Genomic DNA, 21,306 nt, shown 5'->3' on the forward strand with positions numbered 1-21,306 from the left:
TTCCTGGCTTCGGTCTTCGCCACGACGTTCAATTAGAACCCAAATCCCAGCTGCTGCGGTTTGGGCCGCAGCCGGGCTCTGAGGCTGGCACCGTCGAGCAGGGACGGCTGTGGCCGGTGGTCGGAGAGAACGATGAACGGCAGGACCTTGTTCCTGACAACGTTGAGCCGGGCGAGATCCGCAAACCGGATCGTGGTGGTGCGGCGGGTGGCGAGGATGCGCTGGACGGTGCGGGTGCCGAAGCCGGGTACGCGCAACAGCTCCTCGCGGCTCGCTTTGTTGATGTCGAGCGGGAAGCGGTCGCGGTGGCGCAAGGCCCAGGCGAGCTTGGGGTCGATGTCGAGCGGCAGCATGCCTTCGTTCTCCTCGACGATCTCGTCGGCATCGAAGCCGTAGAACCGCATCAGCCAGTCGGCCTGGTACAGCCGGTGCTCGCGCACCAGAGGCGGTGCCTGCAGCGGCAGCGCGCGGCTGGCATCGGGGATCGGGCTGAAGGCGGAGTAATAGACGCGCTTGAGCTTGTAGGCGCCGTAGAGATTGGCCGAGGTCGACAGGATGACGCGGTCGTTGGCCTCGTCGGCGCCGACGATCATCTGCGTGCTCTGGCCGGCCGGCGCGAAGCGCGGCGGCTTGGCCCGGCGCACCGTCTTCTTCGCCTCCGCCGTCTCGTCGAGCTTGAGCCGGAGACGGCCCATGGTACGGCGGATGGCGCGCTGGTCCTTTTCCGGCGCGAGCGTCGTCAGGCTCGCCTCCAGCGGCGTCTCGATGTTGATGCTGAGCCGGTCGGCATAGCGGCCGGCCTCGGCGATCAGCGCCTCGTCAGCCTCCGGAATCGTCTTCAGATGGATGTAGCCGCGGAAGCGATGCTCCTCGCGCAATTTGCGCGCGACGCTCACGACCTGCTCCATCGTGTAGTCGGGGCTGCGGATGATGCCCGACGACAGGAACAGTCCCTCGATGTAGTTGCGGCGATAGAAGTCGATGGTCAGCTTCACCACCTCGTCGACCGTGAAGCGCGCGCGGGCCACGTTGGAGGAGGCGCGGTTGACGCAATACAGGCAGTCGAAGTTGCAGGCATTGGTCAGCAGAATCTTGAGCAGCGAGATGCAGCGTCCGTCCGGCGCATAGGAATGGCAGATGCCCATGCCGGGCGAGGTCGAGCCGAGGCCCTTGCCGTCGCGGGAATCCCGCATCTCGGTACCGCTGGAGGCGCAGGACGCGTCGTACTTGGCGGCATCGGCCAGGATCTCCAGTTTGCGCAACAGCTCCATGGCTTTGAATCCCTTTGATTCCATTCGTTGAATCACACCCGGGTCAATCCCGATTGACTCTCTCGAAGGCGTTAGCTTTATATTAGAACGTATCATGAACAAAGAGGGTCGTCGCGGGTTCACTGCCTGATCACTGAAACAACGGCAGCGCCCGCACGATGGATTGAAGAGGAGCGGCGACGGATGACCGGCGCACGCATGGATACGCTCGCGCGTCTGCGCGGCCGCATTGCCCGTCTCGAGGCGGGAGATGGCGCACATGATTTGCGCCGGGTCGCGCTCGGCCATGACGAGGCCGACGCGACCTTGCAGGGCGGGCTCGCGACCGGCGCGCTGCACGAGGTGTTCGCCGAGACCGGCCGCCAGGCGGCAGCCGCGACCGGCTTCCTGTGCGGGCTTGCCGCGCGTGTCGCCGCGCACCGGCCCCTGATCTGGATCCGGCAGGATTTCGCCGAGCGCGAGATGGGCGCGCTGTCGATGAGCGGGCTCGCCGAGCTCGGCCTCGATCCGCGCCGCATCGTCATCGTGTGCGCGCCCGATCTCGACCACGCCTTGCGCACCGCCGCCGACGCGCTCGCCTGCGATGCGCTCGGCAGCGTGATGCTGGAGGTGTGGGGGGAGACGCAAAAGCTCGATCTCGTCGCCAGCCGCAAGCTGACCCTGGCGGCGCAGGAATCCGGCGTCACCGCGCTCATGTTGCGCATTGCGGCTGCGCCCGAGCCATCGACCGCGGAGACGCGCTGGATCGTGCGCACCGCGCCGTCACCGCTCGTTGCCCCGTGGATGGCGTGGGGCGCGCCGCGCCTCGATGTCGAGCTCATTCGCAACCGTCACGGCCAGACCGGACGATGGATCATGGAGTGGACCCCCGATGCATGCCGTTTCAACGAACCGGCGGCGGATCCTCAGCCTGTGGCTGCCGCGCCTGCCCATCGATCGCATCAAAAGACAGCGGGCACTCACAGGCGCTCCGCCTGAGAGCAAGCCGCAGGTCGTCGTCATCAAGGACGCCAATGCGCTCTTGATCCATTCGCTGGACGAAGCGGCGGCGTGCCACGGTGTGTCGCTCGACCAGCCCTTGGCGAATGCCCGCGCGGTCTGTCCCGACCTCGTCGCGCACGAAGCCGATTTGGCGGCTGATGCAAAGATGCTGGAGAGCATCGCCGACTGGTGCGACCGCTTCACGCCGCTGGTGGCGCTCGACCCGCCGCATGGGTTGTCGCTCGACATCACCGGCTGCGTGCATCTGTTCGGCGGCGAAGCCAGGCTGATGCAGTCGGTCTGCGACGCGCTGACCGCGCATGGCCTCATTGTGTCGGCGGCGATCGCCTCCAACGCCGTCTGTGCGCGTACGCTGAACCGCCAGGTGCATGGCCGCATCGTGCCCGACGGCGAGGAGGCGGCCGCGGTGGCGCCGCTGCCGGTGGCCGCCCTCGGCGGCAGCGAGGCCATTACGCTCGGCCTGCGCCGAGCCGGCCTCAAGACCATCGGCGACGTCGCCGCGCGCGGCCGCAACGAGATCACCGCGCGGTTCGGCGCCGCCTTCACCCGCGTGCTGGCGCAGGCGCTGGGCGAGGCCGATGCGCCGATCAGCCCGCGCAAGGTCCCGCCGGACTACATCGTCGACAAGCGTTTTGCCGAGCCGGTCGCGACCGACACGGTGATTGCGGCCAGCCTCTCCCGTCTGGCCGCGATGCTGGTGGCGGCGATGGCGCAGCAGGGCAAGGGCGCGCGGCGGCTGGAGGCCTGCTTCTTCCGCACCGATGGAATGGTGCGCGTGATCACGGTCGACACCGGCCAGCCGGTCACCGAGGCCGCAATCATCGACCGGCTGTTCCGCGAGCGGCTCGAGGCGCTGAACGATCCGCTCGATCCCGGCTTCGGCTTCGACATGATCCGGCTCGCTGCTGGCCGCAGCGAGATCGTGGTGCAGCAGCAGCGCGATCTCGATGCCCATGTCCACGACAATGACGAGCTGTCGGCACTGATCGACCGCATCGCCGCGCGCATCGGCGGCAAGCGCGTGGTCGTGCATCTGCCGGTCGATACCCATGTTCCGGAGCGCGTGGCGCTGCCGCTGCCGGCGCAGCAAAATCTCGCCGCCGCCACTGCTGCCGCCTGGCCGGAGCGCGCCGAGGGCGAGCCGCCGCTGCGACCTCTGCGGCTGTTCGCGCACCCCGAGGCGATCCAAGTCATTGCCGGCGTGCCGGACGGCCCGCCCGCGCGCTTCGTCTGGCGCCGTGCCGCGCATGCCGTGGTCCGCGCCGAGGGCCCGGAGCGCATCGCGATGGAATGGTGGCGGCCGGACGGGCAGGGCCTCACGCGCGATTATTTCCGCGTCGAGGACGAGCACGGCCTGCGCTTCTGGCTCTATCGCGACGGGTTGTATGACCGTGAGTTCGAGCAGCCTGAGGGCCCGCCGGTGCAGCCCGCCTGGTACATGCATGGCCTGTTCGCATGAGGGTCGGGATCGCACATCTCTCGCGGCGATCTCGCTGCTCACCCTCCCCTGGAGGGGGAGGGTGGGCTCGCATGCGCGCATGCGAGCCGGGGTGGGGTGACAGACCATCCGCGTGCACGGTGCCGATTTTCGCCGGAGCCGAGACGCCCACAGCCCTAACGTGTCGACGTCAGGACGACCGATTGTTGGGCTCACCCCACCCCGCCGCGCGCTGTGCGCGCGTCGACCCTCCCCCTCCAGGGGAGGGTGGGCAGCTGCGCAAGCCGCTTGGTGAGGGGCTGTCTTTCGTATCGCATGGGCAACGCGCCGCCCCAGCCTTCGCAGCCGCGCCATGACTCCCATCCCCTATGCCGAGATCGGCGTCACCACCAATTTCTCCTTCCTGCATGGTGGTTCGCATCCGCAGGACTATGTGCACCAGGCCGCCGAATATGGCCTCACCGCCATCGGCATCGCCGACCACAACACGCTGGCCGGCGTCGTGCGCGCCTATAGCGAGTTGAGTAACGACCGACTGAGTTACAGACCGAAGCTGCTCTACGGCGCGCGGCTGGTGTTCACCTGCGGCACGCCGGACATCCTGGTCTATCCGTGCGACCGCGCGGCCTACGGCCGGCTGTGCCAGCTGCTCACCCGCGGCAAGCGCGGCAGTGACGCGGACAAGGTCGCCAAGGGTGATTGCCGCCTGAGCTTCGAGGACCTGTTTGAGTTCATCGAGGGACAGTTGCTGGTGCTGATGCCGCCGCATCGCTTCGACGAAGCCGCGCTCACCACCATTCTCACGCGGCTGAAAGACAGTCCCGCCGAAGGCGTGTGGCTGGCCGGCAGCCTGCTGTATCGCGGCGACGATCGGCGCCGGCTGGCGCGGCTGTCGCGCCTCGCAGCTTCAAGCAAGGTGCCGCTGATCGCCACCAATGACGTGCTCTATCATCATCCTCGACAGCGGATGCTGCAGGATGTGCTGACCTGCATCCGCGAGAAAGCCTCGATCGAGGCCATCGGCCGAAGGCTCCAGGCCAATGCCGAGCGCCATCTCAAGCCGGGACACGAGATGGCGCGGCTGTTCCGTGACCACCCCGACGCTGTGACCGAGACGCTCCGTTTCACCGACCGCATCGTGTTCTCGCTCGACCAGCTCAAATATCAATATCCCGACGAGCCGGTGCCGCCGGGCAAGACCGCGCAGGGGCATCTGCAGGATTTGACCTGGGCCGGCGCCAAGACCTATTTCGGCGACCATCTCGATGACAAACTGCGCGCTGTCCTCGACAAGGAGCTGGCGCTGATCGCCGAGCTCAACTACGCGCATTACTTCCTCACCGTCCACGACATCGTGCGCTACGCCCGCAGCCAAGGCATCCTGTGCCAGGGCCGTGGCTCGGCGGCGAACTCGGCCGTGTGCTACGTGCTCGGCATCACCTCGGTCGATCCGACCAAGATCGATCTGCTGTTCGAGCGCTTCATCTCCAAGGAGCGGCTGGAGCCGCCCGATATCGACGTCGATTTCGAGCATTCGCGACGCGAGGAGGTGATGCAATATGTCTATCGCCGCTACGGCCGGCACCGCGCGGCGATCATCGCCACTGTCATCCATTATCGTCCGCGCAGCGCCATTCGCGACGTCGGCAAGGCGCTGGGCCTGACCGAGGACGTCACCTCGGTGCTCGCCGACACCGTGTGGGGCAGCTGGGGCGACGGCCTCTCCGACATGCAGGTGCGCCAGGCCGGGCTCGATCCCGCCAATCCGATGATCCGCCGCGCCGTGGAGCTGGCATCGGAGCTGATCACCTTCCCGCGTCATCTGTCGCAGCATGTCGGCGGCTACGTGCTGACGCAGGATAGACTTGATAGTTACGTCCCGATCGGCAATGCCGCGATGGACGACCGCACCTTCATCGAGTGGGACAAGGACGACGTCGATGCGTTGTCGATGATGAAGGTCGACGTGCTCGCGCTGGGCATGCTGACCTGCATCCGCAAATGCTTCGACCTGATCGCCGATCACAAGGGCAAGCGATACGTGCTCTCCGATATCCGCTCGGAGGACGACAACGAAGTCTACCGGATGCTGCAGCGAGGCGAGTCGCTCGGCGTGTTCCAGGTCGAGAGCCGCGCGCAGATGAACATGCTGCCGCGGCTGAAGCCGCGCACCTTCTATGATCTCGTCATCGAGGTCGCGATCGTCCGGCCCGGGCCGATCCAGGGCGACATGGTGCATCCCTATCTGCGCCGCCGCAACAAACTGGAGAAGGTGAGCTATCCGTCGCCGTCGCCGGATCACGGCCCGGCGGATGAGCTCTACAAGGTGCTGCACAAGACGCTCGGCGTGCCCTTGTTCCAGGAGCAGGCGATGCGGATCGCGATCGAAGCCGCCAAATTCTCGCCCGAGGAGGCCAACGGCCTGCGCCGCGCGATGGCGACCTTCCGCAACGTCGGCACCATCGGCTCTTATGAAGAGAAGATGGTCAGCAGCATGATCGCGCGCGGCTACGATCCCGCCTTCGCCAAGAGCTGCTTCGACCAGATCAAGGGCTTTGGTTCCTACGGCTTTCCGGAAAGCCATGCTGCGAGCTTCGCCCAGCTCGTCTATGTCTCGTCCTGGCTGAAATGCTTCCACCCCGACGCGTTCTGCTGCGCGCTCTTGAACTCGCAGCCGATGGGTTTTTACGCGCCGGCCCAGATCGTCGGTGACGCCCGCAAGAACGGCGTCGAGATCCGGAACATCGACGTGTCCTACAGCTTCGCCGACAACACGCTTGAAGATACCGACGACAAATACTGCGCCGTTCGCCTCGGCTTCCGCCAGATCGACGGCTTCCGCTGGATCGACCGCGACGAGGAACGGATCAGGAAATTGTCGGAGGCGCTGCGGAGGAAGGCGCAGCCTGCTCCAACATCTTCAAAAGGTGCTGGGGAGGCTCTCTCCCCATCGTCATTCCGGGGCGCGCGCAGCGCGAGCCCGGAATCCATACTCCCGATCGTGGTTATGGATTCCGGGCTCGCCCTCCGGGCGCCCCGGAATGACGGCGTGGGTGGAGTTGTTTCTAACTCGCAAACGCTTGGTGCATTTGGAGAGCATGCAAACGCATCGCCCCGCAACGATAACGAGACACAAGCCGACATCTTCGACCGCGAGGACGACTGGGCCGACCGCATCATCAAGGCGCGCGAGCGCCGTCCCTTCACCTCGCTCGAAGACTTCGCCCGCGACACCGCTCTGCCCAAGCGTGCGCTGCTGCTGCTGGCCGATGCGGATGCGTTCCGCTCGCTCGGGCTCGACCGTCGCGCCGCGCTCTGGGCCGTGCGCCGGCTGCCCGACGACGTGCCGCTGCCGCTGTTCGAGGCTGCCATCGCCCGCGAGCAGCCGGACGAGGGCGCCAGGCCGCTGCCCGAGATGCCTCTACCGGAGCACGTCGTCGCGGACTATCAGACCATCCGCCTGTCGTTGAAGGGGCACCCGATGGAGTTCCTGCGCGAGCGTTTCGCTGCCGAAGGCGTGCTGGCCTGCCGCGACGTCAATGATGCCAACGACCGCCGTCGCGTCCGGTGCGCCGGCGTGGTGCTGGTGCGGCAGCGGCCGGGCAGCGCCAAGGGCGTCGTGTTCATGACCCTGGAGGACGAGACCGGCATCGCCAACATCGTGGTGTGGCCGAAGGTGATGGAGACCTTCCGCAAGGAGGTGATGGGCGCGCGCCTGGTGCTGGTCGAAGGCCGCATCCAGAGCAGCCCGGAGAAGGTGGTCCATCTCGTCGCCGAGCGCCTGGTCGACCGCAGCGCCGATCTCGCGCTGCTGTCGGACGACCGCCTCGGCGCCGTGCCACACGGCCCGATGCCCGCCGAGCCGCTCAACGACGACCGCCGCGATCATCCCGACACTCCCTCCCAGCGCGTCAGCCACCCCCGCAACGTCCGCATCCTGCCGCGCTCGCGGGATTTCCATTGAGGGAGTGTGAATTCGTAGAGTGGGCAAAGACGCGCCGCGCATCGCTCGTCGCGACGTGCCTACTGGCCGCGAGTACGACGCTCACTATCATCGCAAGCGTAGCGACGCGATCCAAACGTCCCACGACATTTCAGCACCCGCCTAAAAATTCCACTTTCTTTTTTTCAGAAATTGTGCTTTATTCCGCGCATCCCGCTCCATGAAGGGGCGTTGCGCGCGATCGTCACGACACGCGGGGCGGGGAGCGATGGCCGTGTTTGTGCCGCAGCGTGCGTCATGCACGCCGACGAACGGCATGGCGCGGACGTGAAGTCGCAGCGTCCTGGCACCCCGATGCTGGTGTCAAGTTCGCGACGGCGCTGGCGCGCCGCGCGGATGATGGTGGCCAAAAAGCCCGGCGCACCAGGGAGACTGCGTATAAGCGTGAAAACCGTCGCGCAGGGAAGGCCGGGTGATCTCGGCTGCACCTGTGGTACCTGCCGCCTGCATTCTTTTCGCAGGCGGGCCGCAGGCGTCAGTCGGCGCCTGGCCTTCCCTGCGCCCTCCTCACGAGAGGGTGAAACGGTCAGCACAACTCGGACGCATCCGCGCCGCGAGACGGCGTTCCAATGTTCATTGCGCAATTGATGAATCTCGGAGACCCGCGATGCACCGTGTCACCATCTCTCTCGCACCAGGATCGGTCAGACCCGCCGCGCACGTGTGAAACATGGCTCCGAAGCCGGGGGTAGGCGCGTACCCGCAGAGGTTGGCTTGTGAAGTCGGGACATCGTCCCGGCGATCCCCTATGCTCAGACGACGTCATGGTGCGTCGCGAAGAAAAGCGCCATTGTCCAAAACCAACTGAATGCAAGCTGAACGGCTGTCGTTCAACTTTCAAATTTTTAAAGCAAAACAGAGGCGGGTTGGGCGATTTTTAGGTTGTTTAAAGCTCCAGTTCCGCACTATTAGCGCGACGATGAGACCGCCAGAGCCGGAATCGTCGACCGATCACGCGAGCCGATCTGACCAGCCATGGCGTCTGACATGAACCCATCCCCCCAGATGCTCAGCACCAAGCGGCTGCTGATCGGCCTTGCTGCCCTGGCGATGGCCGGCGCGGGCGGCTATGGCTACATGCAAGTCCGGTCGGAGACGGCTGCGAAAGACAATATCGAGCTCTCCAGCCAGTCCAAACGCAACGGCACCACCTTTACGCCGTCGGCAGCGGAATGGTCGACGCTGACGATCGAGCCGGTGTGTGAGAAGATATTTCGTGCCGAGCATATTACCGAGGGCAAGGTTGCCGTCGACGAGGATCGCTCGACACCGGTTTTCTCGCCCTATGCCGGCCGCGTGACCAAGCTGCTGGCGCGCCCGGGTGAGACGGTGCGCCAGGGCCAGCCGCTGTTCGTGATCGAGGCCGCCGACACCGTGCAGGCCCAGAACGATTTCATCGCCGCCATCACCGCGATGAACAAGGCGAAGTCCGCGCTCGACCTCGCTGATATCCAGTACAAGCGCGCCAAGGACCTGTTCGAAGGCCGGGCGATCCCGCTGAAGGATTTTCAGCAGGCGGAGGCGACCTCCGTTCAGGCCCAGAACGACATGCGGTCGTCACAAACGGCCCTGGAGGCGGCGCGCAACAAGCTGCGCATCCTCGGCTTCACGGATGCTGCGATCACCGATTTTCAGAGCAAGGGCGTGATCGACCGCGAGATCACGATCTACTCGCCGATCACCGGTACGGTCGTGCAGCGCAAGGTCGGCCCCGGACAATATGTCAACTCCGGCGCGAGCGACCCGGTCTTCGTGATCGGCGATCTCTCCACCGTCTGGCTCACGGCGTTCGTCCGCGAGAGCGACGCGGCGCTTGTGAACATCGGCGAGGAGATTCTCGTCAACGTGCTGGCGCTGCCCGGCCGACCGCTCAAGGCCAGCATCAACTACGTCGCCGCCTCGATCGACCCGGCGAGCCGCAGGCTGCTCGTCCGCGCGACCATCGACAACAAGGATGGCCTGCTGAAGCCCGAGATGTTCGCCAATGTGACGATCTATTCGCCGGGCGAACAGCCCGCGGTCGCGGTGCCCCGCCAGGCACTGATCTACGAAGGCAATCAGGTCCGCGTCTGGGTCGCCCGTCCCGACAAGTCGATCGAGCTGCGCAAGATCAAGACCGGTTTGATCAACGGCGACCAGGTCGCGGTCGAAAGCAATCTGAGCGCGGGCGAGCAGATCGTCACCAAGGGCAGCCTGTTCATCGATCGCGCAGCCTCGGGCAGCTGAGATGCGCTTCTCCTGCATGCCTTCCTGAAAGTGCCGATCTGAATGGACCGTCTCGTCGCCATCGCCGTTCAGCGGCGCTTCCTGATGGTCGGAATGTTCGTCGCCGTCCTGATCGGGGGTCTGATCGCATTCCGCCAGCTCAACATCGAGGCCTATCCCGATCCGACCCCGCCGATGGTCGACATCGTGACGCAGAGCCCCGGCCTCTCGGCCGAGGAGATCGAGCGTTACATCACGATCCCGATCGAGACCCAGGTCGCCGGCATCAAGAACCTGCGCACCATTCGGACGATCTCGCTGTACGGCCTGTCCGACGTCAAGCTGCAGTTCTCGTTCGACTACACCTACGACGAGGCCCTGCAGCAGGTGCTGAATCGCCTGTCGCAACTGTCGCCGCTGCCGGGCAATGTCACGCCACAGATCTCGCCGCTCAGCGCGGTCGGCGAAATCTATCGCTATCGCTTGCGCGGCCCGCCGGGCTACAGCGTGCTCGACCTCAAGACCTTGCAGGACTGGGTGCTGCAGCGGCGCTTCCGCGCCGTGCCGGGTGTCATCGACGTTACCGGCTGGGGCGGCAAGACCAAGACCTATGAGATCCAGGTCGACTTCAACAAGCTGGTCGCCAACGGCCTGACCCTGCCGCAGCTCCTGCAGGCGGTCGGCAACTCCAACATCAATGTCGGCGGCAACACCGTCGAGATCGGCACGCAGTCTGCCGTGGTGCGCGGCGTCGGCCTGATCCGCTCGATGGACGATCTCGCCAACACCATGGTGTCGCAGAGCGGCGGCAATCCGGTGCTGGTCAAGGACGTCGCCAACGTCACGGTGGCCGAGAAGCCGCGGCTCGGCATCGCCGGCCTGAACAACAATGACGACATCGTCCAGGGCATCGTGCTGATGCGCCGCGGCGAGCAGAGCTCGCCGACCATCGCCCGCGTCGAGCAGCTCGTCGACCAGATCAACAATTCGACGATCCTGCCGCCGGGCGTGCGGATCGAACGCATCTACGACCGCAAGGACCTGATCGACACCACGACGCACACCGTGCTGCACAACATGGTGGTCGGCATCGGCCTGATCGTGCTGCTGCAGTGGGTGTTCCTCGGCAATCTCAGAAGCGCGCTGATCGTCGGCGCCACGATTCCCTTCGCGCTGTTCTTCGCCGTCATCATCCTGGTGCTGCGCGGCGAGTCCGCCAACCTGCTGTCGGTCGGCGCGATCGATTTCGGCCTGATCGTCGATGCCACGGTGATCATGGTGGAGGCGATCTTCCGACGATTGACGCAGACCACGCCGCTGTCCGAGGCCGAGGAAAGTCACATCTCGCCGGAGACGATGATGGGCATGAAGAGCCACGCGATCCTGTCGGCGGCCGCCGACGTGTCGCGCTCGATCTTCTTCGCCGCCGCGATCATCATCGCCGCCTTCCTGCCGCTGTTCACCTTGAGCGGCGTCGAGGGCAACATCTTCGGGCCGATGGCGCGCACCTATGCTTACGCGCTCGCCGGTGGCCTGCTCGCGACTTTCACGGTCACGCCGGCGCTGAGCGCCATCATCCTGCCTGCGCATGTCGAGGAGACCGAGACGCGCCTGATGCGGTTCTTGCACGCGATCTACGCCCCGGTGCTGCGCTGGGCGGTGGGCAACCGCAACCTGGTGATGACCGGCGCGATCGCCCTTGTGCTGCTGACCGCGGTGGTCGGCCGGCTGCTCGGCCTGGAATTCCTGCCGAAGCTGGAAGAGGGCAACCTCTGGATCCGCGCGACTCTGCCGCCGACGATCTCGCTGCAGGAGGGCAATGCCTACGTCAACGAGATGCGCAAGATGATCCGCGCGCGTCCCGAGGTCGAGGCCGTCGTCTCGCAGCATGGCCGTCCCGATGACGGCACCGATGCCGCCGGCTTCTTCAATGCCGAGTTCTTCGCGCCGCTGAAGCCGGTCAAGGACTGGCCCGGCACCAAGGACAAGGACCAGCTCACGGCGGAACTGTTGAAGCAGCTCGACGACCGCTTCCCCGGGGTCGAGTTCAACTTCTCGCAGTATCTGCAGGACAACGTCTCCGAAGCCGTCTCCGGCGTGAAGGGCGAGAACTCGATCAAGCTCTATGGCAATGACCTGCAGGCGCTGACGGACACCGCCAACAAGATCAAGCAGGTGCTGTCGACGGTGCAGGGCGTCACCGATCTCGCGGTGTTCACCTCGCTCGGCCAGCCGACGGTGCAGATCGACATCGATCGGGCCAAGGCCGCGCGCTACGGGCTGGCGCCCGGTGACATCAACGCCACCATCAAGGTGGCGATCGGCGGCGACACTGCGGGCGATCTCTACGAGCCCGGCTCCGACCGGCATTTCCCGATCATCGTTCGTCTGGCGCCGGAATATCGCAAGAGCGCGGAGGCGATCGAGAATTTGCGCATCGGCGCGCAGGGGCCGAACGGCATCACCCAGATTCCGCTGAGCGAGGTCGCGACCATCAAGCTGGTCTCGGGCGCGGCCTATATCTATCGCGAGCAGCAGGAGCGCTATCTGCCGATCAAGTTCTCGGTGCGCGAGCGCGACCTCGGCAGCGCGATCCAGGAGGCGCAGCAGAAGGTCGCCGAGCAGGTGCAGTTGCCGCCGGGCTCGCGGGTCGAATGGGTCGGCGAGTTCGGCAATCTGCAGGATGCGATCAAGCGGCTGTCGATCGTCGTGCCGATCAGCCTCGCGCTGATCGGCGTGCTCCTGTGGTTCAATTTCGGCTCGATGGCCGATACTTTGCTCGCGATGAGCGTGATCCCGATGGCGATCTTTGGCGGCGTCGTCGGCCTCGTGCTGACCGGCATCCCGTTCAGCGTGTCCGCGGCGATCGGCTTCATCGCGCTGTTCGGCATCGCCGTGATGGACGGCATCATCATCCTGTCCCAGTTCAACCAGCTGATCGACGAGGGCGTCGACCGCATCGAGGCGGTCATCCGCACCGGCGAATTGCAGCTTCGTCCGGTGCTGATGACCTGCGTCGTCGCCGGCATCGGGCTGATGCCGGCCGCGGTGTCGACCGGCATCGGCTCGCAGGTGCAGAAGCCGCTCGCGATCGTCGTGGTCACCGGCATGATGCTGGCGCCGGTGGTCATCCTCATCACGCTGCCGGTCCTGATCTCGCTGTTCTCGCGGCGACGGGTCCGCTAGATGCGCATGTGCTCGTCGATGCGCGCGGCGGAGTCACGATCGACCGCGGCGGCATCGACGATCTCGCCGCGCTTGAACACGAGGTATCTGTCGCTGATCGAGAGCGCGAATGGCAGATGCTGCTCGACCACGATCATGGAGGTGCCGATCTCGCGTCGGACGCGCACCAGCACCTCGGACAGCCGGTCGACGACGGACGGCTGCAGACCTTCCGTGACCTCGTCGAGCAGCAGCACGTCGGGCTTCGCCATCAGCGCGCGGGCAACGATCAGCATCTTCTGCTCGCCGCCGGACAGCGTGCCAGCCCGCAGGCTCAACCGCTTGGTCAGCACCGGAAACCAGCCTCCGACCTGCTCGAAACGCGCGCTCATGTCACCGTCCGTGAGCACGCCAAGTCTGAGATTGTCGCGGACCGACAGGTCCTGGAACAGCGCATGTTCCTGGGGAACATAGACCAGCCCCATCTTCCGCTTCAGATGCGGCGCTATTCGCGTCACGTCCTTGCCTGCAAGTTTCACTCGGCCGCGCCAGGCCGGCAGGAAGCCGACGATGGCCTTGAGCAGCGAGGTCTTGCCCATGCCGTTCTTGCCGACGATGGCGAGGGTTTCGGCTTTGCCGAGCGCAAAACCGACGTTGCTGATCACCTCCGACGAGCCGTAGCCGCTTGCGCGCTCGTCGACGTCCAGAACTCTGCTCGTTTGCTGATTTTCAGAAGCGATTTATTTGTCGCGCAGGCTCTTGAAATCGGCGTTGTTGCTGGAGCGGCAGACAAATTCGGCATTCTGGAGCATGTTTTCGCCGGCAACATCGCGTCGTGGCGGGGGCCAAAGTCGAATTCGAACGTTGACCATCTCGCGACCAGGCGGCAAACCGTCCGCCGTGGAGGAAGGAACGGTCCAACTCACGGTCCCGGTCCGATAGGAAAGCCAGATGCGTAGCCTCGAAGACCGAGCCCTGCTTCTCTTGCTCGTCGCGATATCGCTGATGTTCGGGTGGATCCTGCTGCCGTTCTACGGCGCGGTTCTGTGGGGCATCATCGGCGTCATCGTCTTCGTTCCGCTGCACCGCTGGCTGTCGCGATCGATGCACGGCCGACACGGCCTGGCGGCGGCCGTCGTGGTGTTGATCTTCGTCGTGATCGTCATCCTTCCGCTGTCACTGATCGGGGCGTCGCTGGCGCAGGAGGCCTCCGGAGTCTACAAACAGATGCAGTCCGGTCAGCTCGACATCGGACAGTACTTTCGGAAGATGCTGGCCGCGCTTCCGACATGGGTGGTCGATATGCTCAACCGATTCGGGCTCGGCAGCCTCGCCGGAATGAAGGACAAGCTGTCGGCCGGCCTGCTGAAGGGCAGCGAGGTCATTGCGAGCCAGGCGCTCGTGATCGGACAGGGGACGTTCGAGGTCTTCGTCAATCTGTTCATCATGGTCTATCTGCTGTTCTTCCTGCTGCGTGACGAAGAGACGCTATCGGAGCGCATCAAGAGCGCCATTCCCCTGCGCCCGGAGCAACGCGATGCGCTGCTGCGCAAATTCACGGTGGTCATCCGCGCGACGGTGAAGGGCAGTCTGCTCGTCGCTCTGGCGCAAGGCGCGCTGGGCGGCCTGATGTTCTGGTTTCTCGGCATCAACGCGCCCCTGCTGTGGGCGGTCGTGATGGCCTTCCTGTCCCTGCTTCCGGCAGTGGGAGCGGGCCTCGTCTGGTTTCCGGTCGCGCTCTATCTCCTGGCCACCGGATCGATCTGGCAGGGCGTGGTCCTGATCGCCTATGGCGCCCTCGTCATCGGCCTCGTCGACAATGTCCTGCGTCCGATCCTGGTCGGACAGGACACCAAGATGCCCGACTATGTGGTGCTGATTTCGACATTGGGCGGGATCGAGGCATTCGGCCTCAACGGGTTCGTCATCGGGCCCGTGATCGCGGCAATGTTCATCGCAATCTGGGACATTTTCTCCACCTCGCGTCGCGAGGGGGCCGTGGCGCAGGATGCCTCGCGCGGGACGGGGTGAAGGGAACGCGGTGCACAATCGAAGCGGCATTTCATCGGGCGGATTAACGGATCGTAACCCGTCCTCTCCTAGCAATGAGGCGTTCGACGGGTTAAGTTCCATTGATCCGCCGCACGCGCTCTTTACCCGTCTCCTGACGGGCGTCCGCATCCCAGACTTTCTCTTCCAGAGCGGTTCATCGCCGGGCGCAACCATTTGGCTTCGACGGCGGTTAAACCGACGAAAGCTCGTGATTTCGAACTCCTGCAGCCCGTTCGGCGCTGCGTAGGGGTCCATTTGGCCGCGGTCGCGCCATGCGCGATCGCCAAGAACACAAGGTGGAGACGACATTGCAGTTCGATCAGCCAGTCGCGATGGCGACTGTGCCGCCCAAGGACCGCGCCACGCTGCGCGCCGGCGACGACGAGGGCCGCGCGGCGGCCGACGCCCGCTACTGGATGCAGATTCTCAGCAGCTATCGCACGCCAAACCGCGTCCGCAGCGTCACCGAGCTGGTGATCACGGCGGTGCCGCTGGTGGCGCTGTGGGCGGCAGCCTGGTTCGCATTCTCGCTCGGCCATGCCTGGGCGTCGTTGCTCATCGCGATTCCTGCTGGCGCCTTCCTGGTGCGCCTGTTCATGATCCAGCACGATTGCGGCCACGGCACCTTCTTCGCCGGGCGTCAGGCGAACGACTGGGTCGGCCGCGTCCTCGGCGTGCTGACCCTGACACCTTACGACTGGTGGCGGCGCACCCACGCGATCCACCACGCCAGCAGCGGCAACCTCGACCGGCGCGGCATCGGCGACATCGATACGTTGACGGTGCGGGAATATCAGGCGCGATCGACCTGGGGCCGTCTGCGCTACCGGCTGTACCGCCACCCGCTGGTCATGTTCGTCGCCGGACCCGCCTACCTGTTCTTCCTGCAGCACCGCCTGCCGTTCGGCCTCATGCGCGCCGGCTGGTCGCCCTGGGTCAGCACGATGGCGACCAATTTCGGCATCGCCCTGATCGTCGCCGGGCTGGTGTGGCTGATCGGCATCCAGGCGTTCCTGGTCGTACATCTCCCGATCATGCTGCTCGCCGCCATGGCCGGGGTGTGGCTGTTCTATGTCCAGCATCAGTTCGAGCACACCGTCTGGGAGCGGAGCGAGCGCTGGACGCAGCAGCAGGCCGCGCTCTACGGCAGCTCACATTACGACCTGCCGGCATGGCTGCACTGGCTCACCGCCAATATCGGCATCCACCACGTCCACCATCTCTCGAGCCGGATTCCCTATTACAGGCTGCCGGTGGTGCTGCGCGATCATCCCGAGCTGCGCGAGATCGGCCGCATCACGCTGCCCGAGAGCCTGCGCTGCGTCCGGCTGGTGCTGTGGGACGAGTCGCAGCGCCGGCTGGTGTCGTTCCGCGAAGCCGGAGCGGGAGCATTGGAGCTTCGGACAACGACACCGAAGCTCGCTGGGCCACAACCATAGTACGCAGATTAGGCAGAGGCGCGCGAACGACCTGCCCACATACAAGTTCTGAGCCGGCGGATTGAGCCGTCAGATGGAAACCCAGGCGCGACCGCGCGCGTCTCAGGCCGCGCCGCTTTGTTTGGCCGGTGCCTGTCGTTGGGCCGCCGACCAGGATGCGTGGAACCAGCCGCCGAGGCCCCAGGGGTGAGTCCGTTCCAACCAGATGAACGGTCCCATCGGCGTTTCAAACTTGCCGGGCTGGGGCCCGACCACACCCCGACCATGCAGCAACTCGCCCTGCCAGCCTTCGTTCTTGGAGCCTTCCGCGCCGACATGAAGCCGGTAGGCCCAGGGCTCGGTGTCCATGATGACGTTGCCCTGCGCCGTCTTCATCCAGGCGATGGTGTCGGCGTGGATCGCACCAAAGGGATGGAAAGGACGGTCCTCGGGGACGCCGACGAACACGCCGACGCCGGTCTTGACCGTCGCGCCGGCGGCGATCGTCACGGGCTCGCCTTTCCGATCGTACAGCACGCCGTGCCAGTTCTGCGATTTCGTGCCCGGCGCAGTGACGATGATCTGGTAGGCGAGGCGCGGCTCGTCGAGGAGCGGCTTTTGTGACATGATCGTCTCCCATCCATGCGGGCCGGGCGTGACCGCCGGGACACGTGCGGCCCTATGCTGACGCAGTATCGGCACGGCGCTAGATCGGGCGTTGATCTGAATCAACCATCACGAGTGGAATGCAATTTCAGATTGAGTAAAGGCTGGTGCGGAGTGTCAGCGGACGCGCCGTGCCCACCGCCCGTCGGTCGTAGTAATCGACCTCATAGTAGGACGGCGGGCACGCATCTCCCTTCACTCTGTCGAGCGAAGGCAGATGCCTTGTCCGTCCTGCGGGCTAAAGGCTCAATCCCTCACCACGCGCACGGCGCCCTTCGCGGCGCCTGAGGCGAACGCGGCGTAGGCCTTCAGGGCGGCGTAGCATCGTGCGGCGGGTTACGCTGCGCTAACCCGCCCTACGGACTAACAACGCCATCAAAACCCGTACAGCTTCGCCGGATTATCGACCAGGATCTTCTTGCGGACCGCGGCGTCCGGCGCCCAGACCGGGAGCTGGTTCATCAGGCGGCCGTCGTCGATGGGATAGAAGGGCCTGATATCCGTGACCTTCAGTTCGGGATGCGGCGACGAATCCGGGTGGGGCCAGTCGGTGCCCCAGACGATGCGGTCCGGGTTGGCTTCGATCAGGGCCTTCGCGAACGGGATCACATCGGTGTAGTCGGGACCGCGGGTCGAGGCGCGGTAGGCGCCGGAGATCTTCACATAGGCCTTGCCGCTGCGGACGAGCTCGACCAGATCGGCAAAGCCCGGCTGCCCGAGGCCGAGATCGGCCTGCGCGCCGCCGAAATGGTCGAACACGGCCGGCACGGGCGATTGCATCACGAGGTCCTTGATGGCCGCGATCATCGCCGTGTTGGTGTAGAGCTGGACGTGCCAGCCCCGCGCCTTCATCCGCTCGACCGCGGCCTGGAAGCGGGCGCGGCCGACATTGGGGTCATTGATGCCACCGGTCGCGAGATTGAGGCGGATGCCGCGGAAGCCCTCGGCATGCATGGCATCCAATTGCGCCTCGGTGGTCTTGTCGTCGATGACGGCGACGCCGCGCGCGTCATTGCCGCGCGCCTTCATCCCGTACAGCGTCGCGGAGTTGTCGGTGCCGTAGACGCTTGGCGTCACGATCACCACGCGCTGGATGTGCAGGGCCTTGTGCAGCGCCGCCATCTCCTCGGGCAGGGCCGGCTCCGGCGTGTAGACGCGGTTCGCTGCAAACGGGAATTGTTTCGGATCACCGTGGATATGGGTGTGGCAGTCGCAGGCTTGCGCCGGCACGTCGAAATCGACCGGGGTCGAAGGTTGCGCCGGCTTGGCGCGGGCGGCTGTCGTGGTCATCGTCACTCCGGCGGCAAGCGAGGCGAGCAGCAGGCTGCGGCGGTTCAGCATGGCGATCCTTCCCAGGGCCTGGCGCGTGCATTGTGGCTGACGCGCTCATTGTCGATGAAGGGAGCCTGAACCCGCTGTCGTCAGTGGGCAACAACGAAGTGCGGCATGGCTGTTCGCAGGACGAGAGCGAGACGAGGAAGTCTATGGTGAGGCCGCGGCCGCCGGCCGCAGCAACCGGTCGGAAAGGACCGGTGCTGCCGACCGAACAGATCGGTCTTACTCCTTGACGATCCGCACCGCGCCCTTGGCGGCGCTCGACGCGAACGCGGCGTAGGCCTTCAGCGCGGTCGAGACCTTGCGGGCGCGCGTCTTTGGCTTCCAGGCTTGATCGCCCTTCGCCTCCATCGCGGCGCGGCGGTTGGCGAGCTCCTCGTCGGACACTGCGAGATGAATGGTGCGGCTGGGAATGTCGATCTCGATGCGGTCGCCGTCCTGCACCAGGCCGATCAGGCCGCCCTCGGCGGCTTCCGGCGAGACGTGGCCGATCGACAGCCCCGAGGTGCCGCCGGAGAAGCGGCCGTCGGTGATCAGGGCACAGGCCTTGCCGAGGCCCTTCGACTTCAGATAGCTGGTCGGATACAGCATCTCCTGCATGCCCGGGCCGCCGCGCGGGCCCTCATAGATGATGACGACGACGTCGCCGGCCTTGATCTTGTTGGTCAGGATCGCTTCGACCGCGGCGTCCTGGCTCTCCATCACGCGCGCAGGACCCGAGAACTTCAGGATCGAGGCATCGACGCCCGCGGTCTTCACGATGCAGCCGTCGCGCGCGATGTTGCCGGTCAGCACCGCGAGGCCGCCATCCTTGGAATAGGCATGCGCGAGGTCGCGGATGCAGCCCTTCTCGCGATCGAGATCGAGCTCCTGATAGCGGCGGTCCTGGCTGAACGCCACCTGCGTCGGCACGCCGCCGGGGGCGGCCATGTAGAAGTTCTTCACGCTCTCGCTCGACGTTTGGCGGATGTCCCAGCGCTCCAGCGCTGATGCCAGCGAGGCCGAATGCACGCTCGGCAATTCGGTGTGCAGCAGGCCGGCGCGGCCGAGCTCGCCGAGGATGCCCATCACGCCGCCGGCGCGATGCACGTCCTCCATGTGCACGTCGGCCACGGCCGGCGCGACCTTGCACAGGCAGGGGACCTTGCGCGAGAGGCGATCGATGTCGGTCATGGTGAACGGGATCTCGCCCTCATGGGCGGCGGCGAGCAGATGCAGCACGGTGTTGGTCGAGCCGCCCATCGCGATGTCCATGCTCATCGCGTTCTCGAACGCCTTGAAGTTGGCGATGTTGCGGGGGAGCACGGACGCATCGTCCTGCTCGTAATAGCGGCGGGCGAGGTCGACGACGAGATGACCGGCCTCGACGAACAGGCCGCGGCGGTCGGCATGGGTCGCCAGCACCGAGCCGTTGCCGGGCAGCGACAGGCCGAGCGCCTCGGTCAGGCAGTTCATCGAGTTCGCCGTGAACATGCCCGAGCAGGAGCCGCAGGTCGGGCAGGCCGAGCGCTCCATCACCTCGACATCGGCATCCGACACCTTGTCGTCGGCGGCCACGATCATCGCGTCGATCAGGTCGACCTTGCGCAGCTTGCCCTCGATGTTGACCTTGCCGGCCTCCATCGGGCCGCCGGAGACGAACACCGCGGGGATGTTGAGGCGCATCGCGGCCATCAGCATGCCGGGCGTGATCTTGTCGCAGTTGGAGATGCAGACCATGGCGTCGGCGCAGTGCGCGTTGACCATGTATTCGACGCTGTCGGCGATCAGCTCGCGCGACGGCAGGCTGTAGAGCATGCCGTCATGGCCCATCGCGATGCCGTCGTCGACGGCGATCGTGTTGAACTCCTTGGCGACGCCGCCGGCCTTCTCGATCTCGCGGGCGACCAGCTGGCCGAGGTCCTTGAGGTGAACATGGCCGGGCACGAACTGGGTGAAGGAGTTGACGACGGCAATGATCGGCTTGCCGAAATCCTCGTTGGTCATGCCGGTGGCGCGCCACAGGCCGCGGGCGCCGGCCATGTTGCGGCCATGGGTGGAGGTGCGGGAGCGATAGGCGGGCATGACGGTTTCCTTAGGCGTTCCTCGGGATCAGGCAATGTTGGTCCGCGGGCGGAAGGGTCCCGACAACCGACGGACGGCAATGATGCGGCGAGGCATACAGCGAAGTGCTTGATGATTCGACCCTAAATTTCGCTGTTCCGGGATGCCCTGCGGGCAGGGCCGGGGCCACGTGCCGCTGCCGGAGGGGCCGGCCGGCCCCGGTCACGCGTTTGTGGCTACGTGGGGAACAGGAAGGTCGCTTAGATTAGAACGGTCGAGTTTTGTTCGCCCCGATCCAGCCCGAACGTTCCTGCCGCAGCCTCCGCCGCCCGCGCGTCCCATGCCGTCCGTCATCCGCTTCCGCCACCTGCCGACCCTTGCCGCGCTGCTTCTGGGCGTTCCCGGCGCCGCCTCGGCCCACGCCATCATCGTCTCGTCGCAGCCCGCGGCGGGTGGCACCATCGAGACGCAGACGACAATGATCCGGCTGCGCTTCAACAGCCGCATCGATCACGCCCGCTCGCGGCTGAAGCTGCGCGCGCCCGACGGTGCCGAGCAGGCGCTTTCTCCGGCAGTCGATGCGCCGGCCGACGAGATCGACGCCGAGGCCAAGGCGCTCAGCCCCGGCGCCTGGCACCTGCAATGGCAGGTGCTCAGCGTCGATGGCCACATCACCCGCGGCGACATTCCTTTCAACGTGCGCTAGCC

Annotated in this window: 13 protein-coding genes; 8 read left to right on the forward strand and 5 right to left on the reverse strand. The window is 65.7% G+C overall.

Annotated elements, in window-relative coordinates; translation table 11 throughout:
* Positions 1 to 32: 32 nt before the first annotated feature.
* On the reverse strand, positions 33 to 1,271 hold the full coding sequence (locus QX073_RS01175) for a putative DNA modification/repair radical SAM protein (RefSeq protein WP_315749264.1): 1,239 nt from the start codon (positions 1,269 to 1,271) through the stop codon (positions 33 to 35).
* Positions 1,272 to 1,454: 183 nt separating this feature from the next.
* Here QX073_RS01175 and QX073_RS01180 point away from each other — a divergent pair, with 183 nt between their 5' ends.
* The 5 genes from QX073_RS01180 (at position 1,455) to QX073_RS01200 (ending at position 13,105) form a co-directional block, all read left to right on the forward strand.
* A complete protein-coding gene (locus QX073_RS01180; protein WP_315749266.1) occupies positions 1,455 to 2,249 on the forward strand; it encodes a DNA repair protein in 795 nt (264 codons plus the stop codon).
* Complete coding sequence (locus tag QX073_RS01185) at positions 2,143 to 3,732, forward strand: DNA polymerase Y family protein (protein WP_315749269.1); 1,590 nt, start codon at positions 2,143 to 2,145, stop codon at positions 3,730 to 3,732. The genes QX073_RS01180 and QX073_RS01185 overlap by 107 nt, the downstream gene beginning before the upstream one ends.
* Positions 3,733 to 4,063: 331 nt before the next feature.
* Positions 4,064 to 7,675: an error-prone DNA polymerase gene (locus QX073_RS01190; RefSeq protein WP_316225203.1), complete on the forward strand. Its 3,612-nt coding sequence runs from the start codon at positions 4,064 to 4,066 to the stop codon at positions 7,673 to 7,675.
* Positions 7,676 to 8,701: 1,026 nt separating this feature from the next.
* Positions 8,702 to 9,940 (forward strand): efflux RND transporter periplasmic adaptor subunit, encoded by a 1,239-nt coding sequence (locus QX073_RS01195; RefSeq protein WP_409999221.1) that lies wholly within the window; start codon positions 8,702 to 8,704, stop codon positions 9,938 to 9,940.
* Positions 9,941 to 9,982: 42 nt separating this feature from the next.
* On the forward strand, positions 9,983 to 13,105 hold the full coding sequence (locus QX073_RS01200; RefSeq protein WP_316203751.1) for a CusA/CzcA family heavy metal efflux RND transporter: 3,123 nt from the start codon (positions 9,983 to 9,985) through the stop codon (positions 13,103 to 13,105).
* On the opposite strand, the gene QX073_RS01205 is transcribed toward QX073_RS01200, so the two are convergent.
* Positions 13,102 to 13,749: an ATP-binding cassette domain-containing protein gene (locus QX073_RS01205; RefSeq protein WP_316225205.1), complete on the reverse strand. Its 648-nt coding sequence runs from the start codon at positions 13,747 to 13,749 to the stop codon at positions 13,102 to 13,104. The two genes, QX073_RS01200 and QX073_RS01205, sit on opposite strands and share 4 nt — an antisense overlap.
* A gap of 286 nt (positions 13,750 to 14,035) precedes the next feature.
* Here QX073_RS01205 and QX073_RS01210 point away from each other — a divergent pair, with 286 nt between their 5' ends.
* Both QX073_RS01210 and QX073_RS01215 read left to right on the forward strand, forming a co-directional pair.
* Positions 14,036 to 15,115, forward strand: a complete 1,080-nt coding sequence (locus QX073_RS01210; RefSeq protein WP_315714864.1) for an AI-2E family transporter — start codon at positions 14,036 to 14,038, stop codon at positions 15,113 to 15,115.
* A 293-nt stretch (positions 15,116 to 15,408) separates the two neighbouring features.
* Positions 15,409 to 16,575, forward strand: coding sequence for a fatty acid desaturase (locus QX073_RS01215; protein WP_409998604.1), 1,167 nt, complete (start codon positions 15,409 to 15,411; stop codon positions 16,573 to 16,575).
* Positions 16,576 to 16,677: 102 nt separating this feature from the next.
* On the opposite strand, the gene QX073_RS01220 is transcribed toward QX073_RS01215, so the two are convergent.
* The 3 genes from QX073_RS01220 to ilvD all read right to left on the reverse strand — a co-directional run bounded on the left by QX073_RS01220 (position 16,678) and on the right by ilvD (position 20,619).
* The gene (locus QX073_RS01220; protein WP_316225208.1) at positions 16,678 to 17,181 is read right to left on the reverse strand and encodes a hypothetical protein; all 504 of its coding nucleotides are present in this window, start codon (positions 17,179 to 17,181) and stop codon (positions 16,678 to 16,680) included.
* A gap of 414 nt (positions 17,182 to 17,595) precedes the next feature.
* Complete coding sequence (locus QX073_RS01225; protein WP_316170536.1) at positions 17,596 to 18,561, reverse strand: amidohydrolase family protein; 966 nt, start codon at positions 18,559 to 18,561, stop codon at positions 17,596 to 17,598.
* A 216-nt stretch (positions 18,562 to 18,777) separates the two neighbouring features.
* Entirely contained in the window at positions 18,778 to 20,619 is a 1,842-nt protein-coding gene (gene ilvD, locus QX073_RS01230) for a dihydroxy-acid dehydratase (RefSeq protein ID WP_315826321.1), read from the reverse strand.
* Between the two features lie 319 nt (positions 20,620 to 20,938).
* On the opposite strand from ilvD, the gene QX073_RS01235 reads away from it, so the two are divergent.
* On the forward strand, positions 20,939 to 21,304 hold the full coding sequence (locus QX073_RS01235) for a copper resistance protein CopC (protein ID WP_315826320.1): 366 nt from the start codon (positions 20,939 to 20,941) through the stop codon (positions 21,302 to 21,304).
* Positions 21,305 to 21,306 lie beyond the last annotated feature (2 nt).

The sequence above is a fragment of the Bradyrhizobium sp. SZCCHNS3052 genome (assembly GCF_032484495.1).
In the GTDB taxonomy this organism is placed as follows: Bacteria; Pseudomonadota; Alphaproteobacteria; order Rhizobiales; family Xanthobacteraceae; genus Bradyrhizobium.

What these genes read in the sequence shown, in the direction of transcription:
- QX073_RS01200 (WP_316203751.1), top strand. Translation starts at nt 9,983, where the DNA reads ATGGACCGTCTCGTCGCCATCGCCGTTCAGCGGCGCTTCCTGATGGTC.
- QX073_RS01185 (WP_315749269.1), top strand. Translation starts at nt 2,143, where the DNA reads ATGCATGCCGTTTCAACGAACCGGCGGCGGATCCTCAGCCTGTGGCTG.
- ilvD (WP_315826321.1), bottom strand. Translation starts at nt 20,619, where the DNA reads ATGCCCGCCTATCGCTCCCGCACCTCCACCCATGGCCGCAACATGGCC.
- QX073_RS01235 (WP_315826320.1), top strand. Translation starts at nt 20,939, where the DNA reads ATGCCGTCCGTCATCCGCTTCCGCCACCTGCCGACCCTTGCCGCGCTG.
- QX073_RS01180 (WP_315749266.1), top strand. Translation starts at nt 1,455, where the DNA reads ATGACCGGCGCACGCATGGATACGCTCGCGCGTCTGCGCGGCCGCATT.
- QX073_RS01215 (WP_409998604.1), top strand. Translation starts at nt 15,409, where the DNA reads ATGCGCGATCGCCAAGAACACAAGGTGGAGACGACATTGCAGTTCGAT.
- QX073_RS01225 (WP_316170536.1), bottom strand. Translation starts at nt 18,561, where the DNA reads ATGCTGAACCGCCGCAGCCTGCTGCTCGCCTCGCTTGCCGCCGGAGTG.
- QX073_RS01220 (WP_316225208.1), bottom strand. Translation starts at nt 17,181, where the DNA reads ATGTCACAAAAGCCGCTCCTCGACGAGCCGCGCCTCGCCTACCAGATC.
- QX073_RS01190 (WP_316225203.1), top strand. Translation starts at nt 4,064, where the DNA reads ATGACTCCCATCCCCTATGCCGAGATCGGCGTCACCACCAATTTCTCC.
- QX073_RS01175 (WP_315749264.1), bottom strand. Translation starts at nt 1,271, where the DNA reads ATGGAGCTGTTGCGCAAACTGGAGATCCTGGCCGATGCCGCCAAGTAC.
- QX073_RS01195 (WP_409999221.1), top strand. Translation starts at nt 8,702, where the DNA reads ATGAACCCATCCCCCCAGATGCTCAGCACCAAGCGGCTGCTGATCGGC.
- QX073_RS01210 (WP_315714864.1), top strand. Translation starts at nt 14,036, where the DNA reads ATGCGTAGCCTCGAAGACCGAGCCCTGCTTCTCTTGCTCGTCGCGATA.